We start from the raw sequence: 15,067 nt of genomic DNA on the forward strand, positions 1-15,067 counted from the left end.
ATAGGAGATGTTAAAAGTAGGTGTAATCGGATGCGGCGGTATGGGAAGAGACCATATTGACCGCTTAACAAACAAAATTCAAGGTGTGGAAGTAGTAGCAGTTTCTGATCCAGTAGCAGACAATGCAAAATTGGCAGCTGCAATCTGTGGAGGGAAGATTTATGAAGATGCAAATGCTTTGATTGAGGCACAGGATGTTGATGCAATTTTTGTTGTTTCTCCAGGTTTTGCTCACAAAGAGCCTCTATTAAAAGCAATTGAACTGGGAAAAAGAGTATTTTGTGAAAAGCCATTGGCAACAACAGCGATGGATTGCCTTGAAATTGTAAATGCAGAAGTAAAGGCAGGAAAGCACTTAATTCAAACTGGATTCATGAGAAGATATGACAAAGGGTACTGCCAAGTAAAAGAAGCTCTTGACTCGGGCATGTATGGAGAGCCATTGATGCTTCACTGTACCCATCGTAATCCTGAAGTAGGAGAAAACTATACAACGCCAATGGCAGTGCATGACACAGCGATTCATGAGATTGATGTTCTTCATTGGTTAACAGATGATGAATACGAATCTGTACAAGTGATTATGCCAAGAGTAACGAAATATTCCCATGGAAAATTAAATGATCCACAAATTATGCTTTTAAGGACGAAAAAGGGAATTTGTATTGATGTTGAAGTGTTTGTGAATTGCAAATTTGGTTACGATATTCAGTGTGAAGTTGTTTGTGAAGATGGTTCTATTAAAATGGCTGAACCAGCTTATCCAGATGTGCGAAGGGATGCAAAGCTGTCTACAACAATAGACACAGACTGCTTTGTTCGGTTTAAAGATGCTTATGATGTTGAAGTCCAGGATTGGGCAGATAAGGCGAAAGACGGTGTGATTACCGGACCGAATGCCTGGGATGGATACTTAGCAGCAGTAACAGCAGATGCTTTAGTAAAAGCACAAGAAACCGGACAAATTGAGCCAGTTGTTACAGCAGTAGAGAAACCAGACTTCTACAAATAGTAATAAAACCCATGAGGAGGAAATGAAGATGAAAACAGGATTTAATGAGGCAACAGCATTAGAATGTAAGGGACAATCATTGATGGCAGATTTAGAAGCATGTGAGAAAAATGGTTTCGATTATATTGAAATCCGCTTCGACTGTATCAAAGATTATTTGAAGGAACATACGCTTGACGAACTGGCAACCTGGTTTAAGACCCATAACTTAAAGCCATGGGCATATAATACTTTAATCTTTTTTAACCAAAGAGATGAAGCAGGAAAAAAGGAAATTGATGATGAGGTGGATTTCATTATGGAAGTTTCTGAGGCAATTGGCATGGAAATGCTTATCACAGTTCCATCCTTTGATGTAAAAGACAAATCCGTTTCAGAAATCAAGGAAGAAGCAGTTGAGAGACTACGCTATTTAGCAGACAAGGTAGGACCGAATATGAAGATTTCTTTGGAATTCTGTGGTGCACCAAATTGCTCAATCAATCAATTTGGAACAGCCTACGATGTAGTAAAAGAAGTAAATCGTGATAATGTTGGTGTAACTGTTGATACCTTCCATTTCCATGAGATGTGTTCAAAATTAGAGGATTTAGAAAAGGCAGATGGCAAAAAGATTTTTGCGTATCACCTAAATGACTGTGAGGATTTACCGCTGGGTTCTTGTGGTGATGATAAGCGTTTGTGGCCAGAAGAAGGAGTTGTAAATCATGCAGGAATTGTAGCAGCATTAAAGAAAATAGGATTTGATGGTGTGTGCACAATAGAAGAATTTCGTCCGGAATACTATGAGCTTTCTCATGCTGAGAATGTTCAAAAGGCAGCCGAGGTAACGAAGGCTTTTGTAAATAAATATTTCAACTAGGGCAAGGAGGAACAGTGAATGTTCGATAAAAATAAGGTAAAGCTAGGAATTGCACAGATTGCCTGGACAAATGATGATATGCCGGATTTGGGAAAGGAAAATACATTTGAGCAATGTGTCAGTGAAATTGCATTAGCCGGTTTTGCAGCCTCGGAAGTTGGAGCAAAGTATCCAACGGATCCGGCGGTTTTAAAAAAAGCAATGGATCTTCGTGGTTTAACTATTTGCAACAGCTGGTTTTCATCTTTTCTGATTTCCAAACCTTATGAAGAAACGGAGAAAGAGTTTATTCGACAGTTAGATTTTCTAAAAGCAGTTGGAGCAAGGGTGATTGGAGTTTCAGAACAAAGTTACAGCATTCAGGGAATGCTTGACCAGCCGGTTTGGGAGGGCAAGTATGAGATGAACGAAGGGGAATGGCTAATGTTGGCTGAGGGACTTAATAAACTGGGACAAATTGCCAAAGATAAAGGAATGAAGCTGACGTTTCACCATCATATGGGTACAGTTGTGCAAACAGAGGCAGAGATTGATAAGTTTATGGATATGGTGAATCCGGAATTGGTCTTCTTGCTGTTTGATAGTGGACACTTATCCTTTGCAGGAATCAATCCAGAAAAAGTATTAAAGAAATATGTTCATAGGGTTGGGCATGTGCATCTAAAGGACATTCGTAAAGAGATGGTCGAAAAGTCACGACAGGAAAAATGGAGTTTCTTAAAAGGGGTTCGTGAGGGCGTATTTACAGTACCGGGTGATGGTGATGTTGACTTTGGACCTTTGTTTGAAATTTTAGATGAAGCGGATTATGAAGGATGGATGGTGGTGGAAGCGGAACAAGATCCAGCCAAAGCAAATCCTCTGGAATATGCAATCAAAGCCAGAAAGTACATTACCCAAAAAACAGGGTTATAAGGAGGGAGAGAAAGTATGAAGATAGCATTTGATGTTGATGTTTTAGCAAAACAAATGGATATAAACAGAATGGTTCATCAGGTGGCAGATTGGGGCTATAAATATATTGAACAATCCCCACATCCAAGAATCAATCCATTTTATAAACATCCTCTCTTTTCAAAAGAGTGTGAAGCGGAGTACAGGAAGGCTCTGAGGGAAACAGGAGTTGAGATTTCCTCATTAATCTGTGTATATCGGTGGTCAGGACCGACAGAAGAACAAAGACAGTTTGCTGTTGAAAATTGGAAAAGATTAATTGAGATTGCAGTAAATCTGGGAGTTCAAGTTATCAACACGGAGCTGTCAGGGGATCCAAATCGGCAGGAAATCTGCAATGGAATGTGGTTCAAGTCAGTGGAGGAACTGTTGCCGCTTTTTGAAAAGGAAGGAATTCGTGTTGAGATTCAATCCCATCCTTATGATTTCTGTGAGTTGAACAATGAATGTTGTGATCTTGTTAAATCCTTTCGTTCGGACTACCTGAAATATGTATATGCAACGGCTCATGGTTTCTTTTATGATCAAGGTAAAGGGGATGTAAAGAGCATGATTGAATATGCAGGGGATGATTTATCACACGTTTTATTTGGTGATACGTTTAATCAGGAACTGGATTGCCGTTATATTGTTAATCCGCCATGGTTAAATGGCCGTGGAAAAGCAGACGTAACGGTACACCAGCATCTGGCAATGGGTGAGGGAGACGTAGATTTTGAACGGATTTTTCAAACCTTGAGAGAGACGGATTTTGCCAATCGTAAATTTAAGGTCGGTGGAGAGCCGATTGCAGCAGTATCATACTTTGGATTCCCTGAGAAAATGGATAAACAAGCACCGGAAGCACGTGAACGAATTGAAAAGGAATTACTTTTTAAATAAATCCAACACAAAAAGAGGAGGAAAGTAGAATGAAAAAGAGAATTTTTGGAAGAGTGATAGCAGTTTTTTTGTTGGCAGCCATGGTAATTAGCATGTTAACTGCCTGTGGTGACAAAGAGGAATCAGGAAGCACATCAGCAACAGGAAATGACGCAATGGCATTAACTTTAATCATGTCACAGCGTGACGAATGGCTTAGTGAAATGGAAGAGGCTGCTCTTAAGGAAGCAAAAGAGCTGGGAATTAAGCTGACATCAGTTGATGCACAAAGTGATGCCAGCAAGATGCTGCAGTTCATTGAAACTGCCCGTAATGATGGACAGAAGGCGATTATCATTAACATGGTAGACCCGGAAACAGCAGCTCAATGTGTGGAAGCAGCTGGAGATATGTTTGTTGTATTTGTAAATCGATATCCGGCGGATGACTCAGTGTTAAATGAGAAGGTTGTATACGTAGGGTCTGACGAGAACACCTCAGGGAAATACCAGGGTGAATGGCTGGCGGAACACTTTAACGAAGAAGGAAAAACGGACATCAAATATATCTTGTTAAATGGAATTATTGGACAAACCTCGACGACCTTAAGAACAGAGTCTGTATTAAAAGCCTTAGAAGATAATGGTATTAATGCAACAGAAGCAACAGCACCATTAGCTTGTGATTATGCTAGAGAAACTGCTCAAGACATGATAGCACCATTGCTTAAAACAACCAAGTATGACTGTATCATTTCAAACAATGACGGCATGGCACTTGGCGCAATTGAAGCAATGAACGCAGAAGGAATTGATCCAACATCTGTGCCAATCGTTGGGATAGATGCGTCAGCAGATGGACGACAAGCTGTGAAGGATGGAACGTTAGATATGACGGTATTCCAAGATCCGAAAGGACAAGGAAGAGGTGCTTTAGTGGCGGCAAAAAATCTGATTGAAGGAAATGCAATTAATGATGGCTCGGATTATGAACTGGATGATACAGGGAACATCTTATGGGTTCCATTTGAACCAGTAACAAAGGATAATGTTGCAGACTATGACAATAGATAAAGCTGAAGGTTGAGGTGAATATATTGAGTGATAAATATATTCTGGAAATGCAGGACATTGTCAAAGAATTCCCAGGGGTAAAAGCACTAAACGGAGTGCAGCTAAGTGTACGTCCTGGTACCGTTCACACCTTAATGGGTGAGAACGGCGCCGGGAAATCAACCCTGGTAAAATGTTTGATAGGGATGCAGCCTGTTACATCTGGAAAAATAATATACAAAGGAAAAGAAGTAGCATTTAAAACAACACAGGAAGCTTTAAACGCTGGAATATCAATGATTCATCAAGAGCTTTCACCGGTTTTGGAGAGATCTGTCAGCGATAATGTATTTCTGGGAAGAGAGCCTAAAAAGGGGATTTTTCTGGACTATAAAAAAATGCACGGGGATTGTTTAGAGCTATTTGAAAAGATTGGTTTGAAGATAGATCCTAGTGAAAAGATGAAAAACCTGACCGTTGCGAAAATGCAAATGGTTGAGATTGTTAAGGCAATTTCTTACGATGCATCGATTGTCATTATGGATGAACCAACATCAGCATTGACGGAGTCGGAAGTAGAAGATTTATTTAAAATTATTGAAGAACTAAAATCCAAGGGTGTTGCGATTATCTATATCTCTCATAAGATGGAGGAAATATTCCGAATCAGCGATGATATTTCGGTCTTCCGTGATGGTGAATATGTTACGACGGACCGAGCGGAAAATTTAACGCAAGACAAGGTAATTGAGTTTATGGTAGGCCGTGAGATTACAGATATGTTTCCTAAAAAGCATTGTGAAATAGGTGAAGAAGTTCTGAAAGTGGAAAATTTGTGCTCGGGAAAAGCAGTTCAAAATGTTTCTTTCACCTTGTGTAAAGGTGAAATCCTGGGATTTGCAGGACTTGTTGGTGCAGGACGAACTGAAACAATGGAAACCATTTTTGGTATGCGAAAGAAAACAGGTGGGAAAATATATAAAGATGGAAAGGAAATCCATATTAAGAGTCCGGAGGATGCAATCAGGAATCGTATTGGGATGTTGACGGAAGACCGGAGAGGAAATGGTATCGTTGGGATTCTTAGTATTAAGATGAATACGGTATTGGCTCATTTAAAGAGTTATGGATTTCCAATAAATTCCAGAAAAATGGCTGAGGATACGCAAGCTTATGTGGAACGCTTGGGAACCAAAACACCATCTATTGAAACGCCGATTGGCAATTTGTCAGGTGGAAATCAACAAAAAGTGCTACTAGCCAGGTGGCTGTTAACAGATCCGGATATTTTGATTGTAGACGAGCCGACGAGAGGAATTGATGTTGGTGCGAAGGCAGAGATTCATACAATTCTTTCAGAATTAGCCGGTATGGGAAAATCGATTATCGTTGTTTCTTCAGAATTGCCTGAGGTTTTAGGTGTTGCAGATCGAATTGTTGTCATGCGTGAAGGAGTCGTTACAGGCTGTCTGGGGCGTGAAGAAGTATCTCAGGAGTTAATTATGAAATATGCCACACTTGATAAGAGCAAACAAAAAGCAGTGCAATAGGAGGAACGAATAGTGAGTTTGAAGAGAAAAAAATTTTTATCGGATAATATGATTTGGCTTGTATTGATAGCGTTGATTATTTTTATGTCCGTTGCAAACAGAAATTTTGCAACTGTTGCAAATTTAAGAACGCTATTAACAGGAGAAGCGATTAAAGGAATTATGGCTTTTGGTGTGGCATTTGCGATTTTGACAAAGGGAATCGATTTATCGATTGGTGCAGTGGCGGCGCTTGTGGGAGCAATCACAGGAGGATTAGTACAGCCGATAGATTTGGCAACCAGAGCCTTTCCAGGTGGAGCACATTTGTCAGTACCATTATCTATTTTACTGGGATTAGTAATTGGAGCCTTGATTGGAGCCTGTATTGGAGCGATTATCGCGTATACGCATATTCCAGCATTTATTGCAACCTTGGGGGCACAATTGATTTGTCGCGCCGGAGCAAAAATGGTTTCAAACAGACCTGTTTCAAATTTGCCGGAATCTTATCGTTTTTTAGGAAGCAAACAGTTTTTCGGAATTCCAATGATAGTTCTGGTATTTATCATTATTGCGATTCTGGCCTGGTTTATTCTAAACCATACCCGGTTTGGTAAGAGTCTATACGCCATTGGTGGAAATGCACAGGCAGCAACAGTAGCAGGAATAAATGTGGAAAAGACACTGATAAAAGTATATATTTGGTGTTCGGTGATGGCAGCACTGGGAGGAATCCTATTGGCCGGCAGGTCTGGATCCTCAGATCCATCAACATCAGGACTCAACTATGAGCTTGATGCGATTGCAGCAGCAACAGTTGGAGGAACTTCCCATACAGGTGGTGTTTGTTCAGTAACTGGGGTAATTGCAGGTATACTGATTCTGGGTGTAATCAACAATGGATTGGTTCTAATGGGTGTGGATGATAATATGACAAATGTTTTAAAAGGTCTGATTATTATTGGTTCAGTGGTACTGGATATGCGTAAGAATATTCAAAAAGTATAAGTTTCACTTTCACGAAATATAATTCGGAGTTAGAGAGAGCAGTGCATAAGAATGTACTGCTCTCTTTGACTTGTAACGCTTACTCGTTTACAATCAAAATAAGCATATTCACAAAAGAGACATAATTCCCTGTTAAAATAGGGAAAAGCAAAGAACCGGAGGGCGATATAAGATGGAAAAACCTACAATCTTAGTTGTTGATGATGAAGACAGAATGAGAACGTTAATAAAAGATTTTTTGGAAAGAGAAAATTATCAGGTGCTGGAAGCAAAAGATGGCATGGAGGCATTGGATTTGTTTTACAGTAATAAAAACATTTCAATCATTATTTTGGACGTGATGATGCCACGAATGGATGGATGGCAAGTGTGTCGTGAAATTAGAGAAACTTCCAAGGTTCCTATTATGATGCTTACAGCAAGAGGAGAGGAACGCGATGAATTAAAAGGCTTTGAGTTGGGGGTAGACGAATACATATCCAAACCCTTTAGCCCTAAAATCCTGGTAGCAAGAGTGGATGCAATTTATCGAAGAATGTATAAGAAAGAGACCTCGGATGTAATCGATGCAGGGGGAATTATGATTGATAAGGCAGCTCATGAAGTCAAAATAGGTGATAAAGTTATTGACTTAAGCTTTAAAGAATTTGAGCTTCTATCTTACTTTGTAGAAAATGAAGGGATGGCTCTGTCCAGAGAGAAAATACTAAACAGTGTATGGAACTATGATTATTTTGGAGATGCCAGGACAATCGATACCCATGTGAAAAAATTACGTAGCAAGCTAGGTGAAAAAGGTGATTATATCAAGACAATATGGGGTATGGGATACAAATTCGAGGTGAACTAGGTGAGAAGTGTAAAAAGATCAATTAAGGCACAAATGATGGTTGTCTTTATAGGATTAATGGTATCGCTGTTATTGGTGATACTTTTTATCAATGTCAATTTTCTGGAAAAGTACCACCTCGCCAAGAAAGAGGATGAGTTTGTCCAATTTTATGACGAATTAAATCAAGTGAAAGAGGAAATCTGGACAAATCAGGATACAATGACTGTGATGGCAAAAGAAGCTGAAAAAAGCAATGTGGCTTATCTGGTTATTGACATAGAGAATGAAAGGCTTATTTCTAATGTAAGTGACAGAGACCGATTGATGAGTCAGTTAAGTGGTTATATGCTTGATCAAATTCAAAAAAAAGGCAAGATTATACATGCTACGGAGAAATATCAGATTTTTCAATCAAGGGACACAAGAAATGGCATGGAATATATAGAAATGTGGGGGAAGCTTGATGATGACACCTCGTTTATCTTCAGAAGTCCATTGGAAAGTATTCAGGAATCGGCGACAATTTCCAATCAATTCTTTATCTTTATTGGAAGTATACTTATTGTAATCAGCAGTCTTTTGGTTTGGTATTTCTCGAATCGTATTACCAGACCGATTAATATACTGACCATTCTGTCGGCCCAAATGGCGAATCTTGATTTTGAGGCAAGGTATACAGGAGAAGAGGAAGATGAAATAGGAGAGTTAGGGGCGAACTTCAATCGAATGTCTAATCGGCTGGAGCAAACGATTCTGGAACTGAAAAAAGCCAACAATGATCTTCAGCAGGACATTGTGCGGAAAGAAAAAGAAGAAGAAATGAGAAACGAATTTTTAGGGAATGTTTCTCACGAGCTAAAGACTCCTATTGCTTTGATTCAAGGCTATGCAGAAGGTCTAAAAGAAGGCATCCATGATGATAAGGAGCACCAAGAGGCATACTTAGATGTTATTATTGATGAAGCCAATAAAATGAATCGAACGGTACGGAATCTTCTTACACTTAATGAATTGGAGTTTGGAAAAGAGAGTACGGTATTTTCCAGAGTGAATTTAACCCAGTTGATTCAAAGCATCCTTCAAAGTATGGAAATATTAATTGAACAAAAAGATGTTACTGTGGTTTTTAAACATGAAGAGGATACCTTTGTGTGTACAGATGAGCTTAAAATTGAACAAGTTGTGCGAAACTACATTAATAACGCATTGAATCATTTGGATAAAGAGAAGGTAATCGAAATTAAAATACAAAAACAAGAAGATAAAATTCATGTTTCCGTCTTTAATACAGGAGCGCCAATTCCGGAAGAGGATATCGACCATATTTGGGACATGTTTTACAAAGTGGATAAAGCGAGAACAAGAGCTTATGGTGGGAATGGAATTGGTTTATCTATTGTAAAAGCAGCAATGGAGTCCTTAAATCAAAAATATGGAGTCACAAATTATGATAATGGAGTTGGATTTTGGTTTGAGGTAGATGCTTAATTAAAAATATGGTAAACTAAAGTGACTTTTTAAAGAAGGGATGAGAGCCTGTGATAGCAATAATTGACTATGATGCCGGGAATATAAAAAGTGTTGTAAAAGCATTTGAATATTTAGGCGCGGATATAAAAGTAACGAGAGAAAAGGAAGAAATATTAAGAGCGGATAAGGTGGTATTACCAGGAGTGGGAGCCTTTGGAGATGCAAAAGCAAAGCTTGTGGAATATGATTTGGTGGAAACAATTTTAGAGGTAATCCAAAGAAAAACCCCTTTCTTTGGGATTTGTTTGGGGATGCAGCTTTTATTTGAAAGAAGTGAAGAGGCGGAAGGCGTGGAAGGTTTAGGGATTTTAAAAGGAGATATTTGCAAGTTTCCATCTTCCAGGGAATTAAAAATCCCTCATATGGGCTGGAATTCGTTGGATTTCCCGAGACGCGGAAACCTATTTTCAGGAGTTGACGAAAATTCCTTTGTCTATTTTGTGCACTCCTATTATCTGAAAGCCAAGGATGAAAGTGTGGTAACGGCGACTGCAGATTACGGTGTTACGATTCATGCATCTGTGGAGAAGGATAATGTATTTGGGTGTCAATTTCATCCGGAAAAAAGTTCCAAAACCGGTCTGAAGATACTAAAGAATTTTATTGAATTATAGGGAGGGGCTATGCATACAAAAAGGATTATTCCGTGTTTAGATGTACATAATGGAAGAGTAGTTAAAGGCGTAAATTTTGTGGATTTGCAGGATGCAGGTGACCCGGTTGAAATCGCAAAAGCTTATGACGGAGCAGGAGCAGATGAATTAGTCTTCTTGGATATAACGGCATCATCCGATGCCAGAGAAACAGTAGTAGATATGGTAAGACGGGTTGCAGAAACGGTTTTCATTCCTTTTACAGTGGGTGGAGGGATACGAACTGTGGAGGACATTAAAAAGATTCTGCGGGAAGGTGCTGATAAAATCTCCATTAATTCTTCTGCAATCAATACGCCTGAACTAATTACAGAGGGTGCAATGAAGTTTGGAAGTCAATGCATTGTGGTTGCGATTGATGCAAAAAAGAGAGCAGATGGAAGTGGCTGGAATGTTTATAAAAATGGTGGAAGAATTGATACTGGACTAGATGCCATTGAATGGGCAGTAAAAGCAGAGCAATTAGGTGCAGGTGAAATTCTCCTGACTAGCATGGATTGCGACGGAACGAAGTCAGGATATGATTTAGATGTCACGAATCAGATTGCTTCAGCAGTAGGGATTCCGGTTATTGCCTCAGGGGGAGCAGGAGAACTGGAAGATTTTTATGATGCCTTTGAAAAGGGCAAGGCAGATGCAGCTCTTGCAGCATCCCTATTTCACTATAAGGAACTGGAAATTTTAGAAGTAAAGGAATATCTCAAGGAAAAAGGTATTCCGGTAAGGGTATAGATTATGGCTGGTATTGAAAACGACTGGAAAGAAGTGCTGCAGGGAGAATTTAAGAAAGACTATTACCGGGAATTATATAGCAAGGTTGTAGATGCATACAGCAAGTATAAAGTTTTTCCGAAGAAAGAAGATCTATTTAATGCTTTTGCATACACGCCCTTTGAAAAGGTGAAGGTAGTTATCTTGGGACAAGATCCTTATCACAATGATGGGCAGGCCCATGGACTATGCTTTTCCGTACAAAAAGGTGTGGCGGTTCCACCGTCTCTTGTGAATATTTATAAAGAATTAGAAGATGACTTGGGATGTCCAATTCCCAATCATGGAAATCTTACGAAATGGACGAATCAAGGAGTGCTTCTCTTGAATACAGTACTCACGGTAAAAGCTCATATGGCAAATTCTCACAGAGGAATCGGCTGGGAGCAATTTACGGATGCTGCGATTCAGGCACTCAATGAAGTAAACCGTCCAATCGTGTTTATTCTCTGGGGTGGACCGGCAGGGAAAAAGGCGTCAATGCTTACGAATCCGAATCACCTGGTATTAAAGGCACCCCATCCAAGTCCCCTCTCTTCTTATAGAGGATTTTTTGGAAGTAAACCCTTTAGCAAGACAAATGAATTTCTGCATTCACGAGGAGAAGAACCCATAGATTGGCAGATTGATTAAGGAAAGAGAAACGCATCGGGAAGATGCGTTTTTTTCTATTGACTTTTCACAGGCGTAGAGTTATAGTGGATGTATGAACATATGAACAATCATTCATATATAAATGGAGGAAAGGCTATGAAACTAGTATATACGTTTGAGAATTTAGATTGTGCACACTGTGCAGGAGTAATTGAAAGTAAGATTCAAAAAATGCCGGAGGTGGAAAGTGCGTCCCTTACTTTTGTCACGAAACAATTGACCGTTGAAGCGAAAAATGAAAAGGGAATGCTTGAGAAAATTCAATCTGTAGCAGATTCGGTAGAAGATGGAGTCATTTTCAAAAAGAAAGAAGAGGTAAAGACCAAAAAGCTTACCTATACGTTTGAAAATCTGGATTGTGCACACTGTGCAGGTGTAATCGAAAATAAAATCAAAGAAATGCCAGAGATAGAGAGCGCCTCTCTGACTTTTGTGACCAAGCAGCTGACCGTGGAAACGAAGAATGAATATGGACTTTTGAAAAAAATCCAAGGGATAGCGGACTCAGTAGAAGATGGTGTTGTATTCAAAGAAAAAGAAGATACAAAAGTAGTGAAAAAAACATTGTTTCAAGAAAAGAAGGCTGAAATTATTTCTTTAATAGCAGGGGCAGTTCTTTTTATAGCAGGATTTGTTTCACGAGGATACGTTCCAATAGCAGGAAACATCCTGTTTACAGCAGCTTATCTGATTTTTGGTTTTAAGGTTCTAAAGACGGCAGTAGTGAACATTACAAAGGGACAAGTATTTGATGAAAACTTTTTAATGAGTATCGCAACCATTGCAGCATTTGCACTGGGAGACTTTGCTGAGGCAGCCGGGGTTATGCTGTTTTACCGAGTAGGTGAATTCTTTGAAGATGTAGCAGTGGAGAAAAGCCGTTCTCAGATTATGGATGCCGTTGATATGCGCCCGGAAAGTGTTCATGTGGTAAAGGGTGATGAGATCATTGAGGTGGGTGCAAAAGAGGCAAAGCCTGGAGATATTATTTTGATACGCCCAGGGGACCGCATTCCCTTAGATGGAAAAGTGGTAGAGGGAGAGAGCCGTTTGGATACGTCTCCGGTAACGGGAGAATCCGTACCTGTATCTGTGTTGCCAGGTGATGAAATCTTATCAGGGTGTGTGAACGAAGGCGGTGTGCTAAGAGTAGAGGTAACAAGGGCTTTGGAGAATTCTATGGTTACCAGGATTTTAAACTCTGTGGAGAATGCAGCAGCGACAAAACCAAAACTGGATCGATTTATTTCTAGATTTGCAAAGGTATACACACCAATTGTTGTACTGATTGCGGTAGCAACAGCAATCATTCCGTCTCTGATTACTGGAGACTGGAACAAATGGATTTATACAGCGGTTACATTCCTGGTTATCAGTTGTCCATGTGCGCTTGTTTTAAGTGTCCCTCTTGCTTACTTTGCAGGAATTGGCGCAGCATCAAAAAGAGGAATTCTTTTTAAAGGTGGAGCAGCCATTGAAGGGTTAGAAAAAATCAAGGCAGTTACCATGGATAAAACAGGTACCTTAACAAAGGGAACCTTTACTATAAAAGAAATAAAAGCATTTTCAGGTCTTACCAATAAACAAATCCTAACCATGGCAGCAGGCGCGGAAAGTGCCTCCACCCATCCAATTGCCAACAGTATTGTACGTGCGGCAAGAGCCGAGGGTTATGAAACAGTCACTCCAAGTCAGGTACAAGAGATTCGGGGAAAAGGAATAAAGGCACTGTTTTCAGAGGGAGAACTTCTTTGTGGAAATAGAAAGCTTATGGAGGATGCAGGGGTTGAATTAGAAGAAACTCCACAAAATCCAGGTGGTGCTACAATAGTCTATGTTGCTCTTGACCACAGATTAGCAGGGTGGATACTCATAGATGATACCATTAAGGAAGATGCGAAAAAATCAATTCAAAAAATGAATCAATTAAAACTACATACCAGTATTTTAACAGGTGACGAAAAGACCAGTGCATTGGCAGTAGGAGAGCAGGTTGGTGTTCAGGATGTGTATGGAAAGCTGTTGCCGGACGAGAAGCTGGAACGGCTGAGAGGGCTGCGGAAAGAATATGGTCCTGTGTTGTTTGTTGGTGATGGAATCAATGATGCTCCTGTACTGGCTGGAGCAGATGTGGGAGCAGCTATGGGAAGTGGAGCAGATGCGGCGATTGAGGCTGCAGATGTTGTATTCATGAACAACCAGGTTGGAGCAATCTTGAATTCCATTAAGATTTCAAAGTCTACCGGGAAGATAGCAATTCAAAATGTAGTATTTGCACTGGCCATTAAAGCAATTGTTATGATTCTTGGATTTATGGGCTTTGCCAATATGTGGCTGGCAGTTTTTGCGGATACGGGTGTGGCATTGCTGTGTGTATTAAACTCCGTTCGAATTCTATACAGAAAGAAGTTTTAGGGTTGCTTTTTCAGAGGTGATTTGTCATAATCAATATAGTAAGAAAAGGAGTCGTATACATGAGTGAAAAAAATTGCTGTAGTCAGGACGATATACTAAAAGAAATCGGGTCAAAGATGGCAGATTCAGAGACCACAAATAGTTTAGCAGATTTTTATAAGGTCTTTGGTGATGGAACACGAATACGAATTCTTTGTGCTTTACAGGAGGCAGATCTCTGTGTACGTCATTTGGCAGAGCTGTTGGAAATGAATCAGTCAGCAATTTCTCATCAGCTGCGGGTTCTAAAGCAAGCGAAATTAGTCAAAAACAGAAAAGAAGGGAAAACAGTTATCTATTCTCTGGCAGATGATCATATTCAGACCATCATCAGTCAGGGAATGGAGCATATAAACGAATAATGATGAAAAAAAGATTACGGTTACTTTGTCTGTTTTTAGTGATGGGTTTACTGGTAGCTTGTACCAAGAAAAATCCTGGAAAAGAAGGATTGGCTTATCTGGAAGAGGGGAACTACGAAAGTGCCATTGAGGAATTTGAAAAGGCAGTGGAAAAGGAAGTAAATGTTGGTGATGCCTACAGAGGTATTGGACTGGCAAAATGGGAGATGGAGGATTATGAAGGGGCGGCGGCAGCCTTTGAGAGCGCCCTTCAAAATGGTACAAAGGAAACAGCCACCATCTATAATTTGTTAGGCCTGTGTAAGCTAAATAGCGGCAGCTACGAGAGCGGGATTCAATACTTTGAGCAGGGAATTGATTTGGGAGAAGGAAGCGGAGAGCTGATGAAAGAGATGCGTTACAATCAGATAGCCGCTTTTGAAAAAAAAGGTGATTTCGAAAGTGCCAAAGTCAAGCTTGCCTCTTATATAGCAGATTATCCGGAAGACGAAAAAGCAAAAAAAGAACATGATTTCTTAGAAACGAGATAA

At 39.8% G+C, this 15,067-nt stretch carries 15 protein-coding genes; all 15 read left to right on the plus strand.

The features are described from left to right. The first annotated feature begins 7 nt into the window (after positions 1–7). The 15 genes from NHH15_RS09305 to NHH15_RS09375 all read left to right on the plus strand — a co-directional run bounded on the left by NHH15_RS09305 (position 8) and on the right by NHH15_RS09375 (position 15,067). Positions 8–1,012: a Gfo/Idh/MocA family protein gene (locus tag NHH15_RS09305; protein ID WP_262066391.1), complete on the plus strand. Its 1,005-nt coding sequence runs from the start codon at positions 8–10 to the stop codon at positions 1,010–1,012. Between the two features lie 28 nt (positions 1,013–1,040). Continuing rightward, positions 1,041–1,874, plus strand: a complete 834-nt coding sequence (locus NHH15_RS09310; protein WP_262066392.1) for a sugar phosphate isomerase/epimerase family protein — start codon at positions 1,041–1,043, stop codon at positions 1,872–1,874. Positions 1,875–1,892: 18 nt separating this feature from the next. Further along, positions 1,893–2,789 (plus strand): myo-inosose-2 dehydratase, encoded by an 897-nt coding sequence (gene iolE, locus NHH15_RS09315; protein WP_262066393.1) that lies wholly within the window; start codon positions 1,893–1,895, stop codon positions 2,787–2,789. A gap of 15 nt (positions 2,790–2,804) precedes the next feature. After that, positions 2,805–3,710 (plus strand): sugar phosphate isomerase/epimerase family protein, encoded by a 906-nt coding sequence (locus tag NHH15_RS09320; RefSeq protein WP_262066394.1) that lies wholly within the window; start codon positions 2,805–2,807, stop codon positions 3,708–3,710. Positions 3,711–3,739: 29 nt separating this feature from the next. Further along, complete coding sequence (locus NHH15_RS09325) at positions 3,740–4,762, plus strand: substrate-binding domain-containing protein (RefSeq protein WP_262066395.1); 1,023 nt, start codon at positions 3,740–3,742, stop codon at positions 4,760–4,762. A 23-nt stretch (positions 4,763–4,785) separates the two neighbouring features. Further along, positions 4,786–6,291 carry a sugar ABC transporter ATP-binding protein gene (locus NHH15_RS09330; protein ID WP_330639185.1) on the plus strand — a complete coding sequence of 502 codons (1,506 nt, stop codon included), beginning with the start codon at positions 4,786–4,788 and terminating at the stop codon, positions 6,289–6,291. Between the two features lie 12 nt (positions 6,292–6,303). Further along, positions 6,304–7,281 (plus strand): ABC transporter permease, encoded by a 978-nt coding sequence (locus NHH15_RS09335; protein WP_262066396.1) that lies wholly within the window; start codon positions 6,304–6,306, stop codon positions 7,279–7,281. Positions 7,282–7,453: 172 nt separating this feature from the next. Next, the gene (locus NHH15_RS09340; protein ID WP_262066397.1) at positions 7,454–8,131 is read left to right on the plus strand and encodes a response regulator transcription factor; all 678 of its coding nucleotides are present in this window, start codon (positions 7,454–7,456) and stop codon (positions 8,129–8,131) included. Positions 8,132–8,164: 33 nt separating this feature from the next. Continuing rightward, positions 8,165–9,601, plus strand: coding sequence for a sensor histidine kinase (locus NHH15_RS09345; protein WP_262066473.1), 1,437 nt, complete (start codon positions 8,165–8,167; stop codon positions 9,599–9,601). 50 nt (positions 9,602–9,651) lie between these two features. Beyond that, entirely contained in the window at positions 9,652–10,257 is a 606-nt protein-coding gene (gene hisH, locus NHH15_RS09350) for an imidazole glycerol phosphate synthase subunit HisH (protein WP_262066398.1), read from the plus strand. A 9-nt stretch (positions 10,258–10,266) separates the two neighbouring features. After that, on the plus strand, positions 10,267–11,028 hold the full coding sequence (hisF, locus tag NHH15_RS09355; RefSeq protein ID WP_262066399.1) for an imidazole glycerol phosphate synthase subunit HisF: 762 nt from the start codon (positions 10,267–10,269) through the stop codon (positions 11,026–11,028). 3 nt (positions 11,029–11,031) lie between these two features. Beyond that, entirely contained in the window at positions 11,032–11,700 is a 669-nt protein-coding gene (locus NHH15_RS09360) for a uracil-DNA glycosylase (protein ID WP_262066400.1), read from the plus strand. A gap of 117 nt (positions 11,701–11,817) precedes the next feature. Then, positions 11,818–14,136 carry a heavy metal translocating P-type ATPase gene (locus NHH15_RS09365; RefSeq protein WP_262066401.1) on the plus strand — a complete coding sequence of 773 codons (2,319 nt, stop codon included), beginning with the start codon at positions 11,818–11,820 and terminating at the stop codon, positions 14,134–14,136. Positions 14,137–14,252: 116 nt separating this feature from the next. Beyond that, positions 14,253–14,537 (plus strand): ArsR/SmtB family transcription factor, encoded by a 285-nt coding sequence (locus NHH15_RS09370; protein ID WP_276008844.1) that lies wholly within the window; start codon positions 14,253–14,255, stop codon positions 14,535–14,537. Continuing rightward, complete coding sequence (locus NHH15_RS09375; protein WP_262066403.1) at positions 14,537–15,067, plus strand: tetratricopeptide repeat protein; 531 nt, start codon at positions 14,537–14,539, stop codon at positions 15,065–15,067. The genes NHH15_RS09370 and NHH15_RS09375 overlap by 1 nt, the downstream gene beginning before the upstream one ends.

It is taken from the genome of Aequitasia blattaphilus (genome assembly GCF_024721305.1).
Taxonomy (GTDB): Bacteria; Bacillota; Clostridia; order Lachnospirales; family Lachnospiraceae; genus Aequitasia; species Aequitasia blattaphila.

Coding starts and splice junctions, on each gene's coding strand:
- NHH15_RS09305 (WP_262066391.1), top strand. CDS start 8: ATGTTAAAAGTAGGTGTAATCGGATGCGGCGGTATGGGAAGAGACCAT.
- NHH15_RS09310 (WP_262066392.1), top strand. CDS start 1,041: ATGAAAACAGGATTTAATGAGGCAACAGCATTAGAATGTAAGGGACAA.
- iolE (WP_262066393.1), top strand. CDS start 1,893: ATGTTCGATAAAAATAAGGTAAAGCTAGGAATTGCACAGATTGCCTGG.
- NHH15_RS09320 (WP_262066394.1), top strand. CDS start 2,805: ATGAAGATAGCATTTGATGTTGATGTTTTAGCAAAACAAATGGATATA.
- NHH15_RS09325 (WP_262066395.1), top strand. CDS start 3,740: ATGAAAAAGAGAATTTTTGGAAGAGTGATAGCAGTTTTTTTGTTGGCA.
- NHH15_RS09340 (WP_262066397.1), top strand. CDS start 7,454: ATGGAAAAACCTACAATCTTAGTTGTTGATGATGAAGACAGAATGAGA.
- NHH15_RS09345 (WP_262066473.1), top strand. CDS start 8,165: ATGATGGTTGTCTTTATAGGATTAATGGTATCGCTGTTATTGGTGATA.
- hisF (WP_262066399.1), top strand. CDS start 10,267: ATGCATACAAAAAGGATTATTCCGTGTTTAGATGTACATAATGGAAGA.
- NHH15_RS09360 (WP_262066400.1), top strand. CDS start 11,032: ATGGCTGGTATTGAAAACGACTGGAAAGAAGTGCTGCAGGGAGAATTT.
- NHH15_RS09365 (WP_262066401.1), top strand. CDS start 11,818: ATGAAACTAGTATATACGTTTGAGAATTTAGATTGTGCACACTGTGCA.
- NHH15_RS09370 (WP_276008844.1), top strand. CDS start 14,253: ATGGCAGATTCAGAGACCACAAATAGTTTAGCAGATTTTTATAAGGTC.
- NHH15_RS09375 (WP_262066403.1), top strand. CDS start 14,537: ATGATGAAAAAAAGATTACGGTTACTTTGTCTGTTTTTAGTGATGGGT.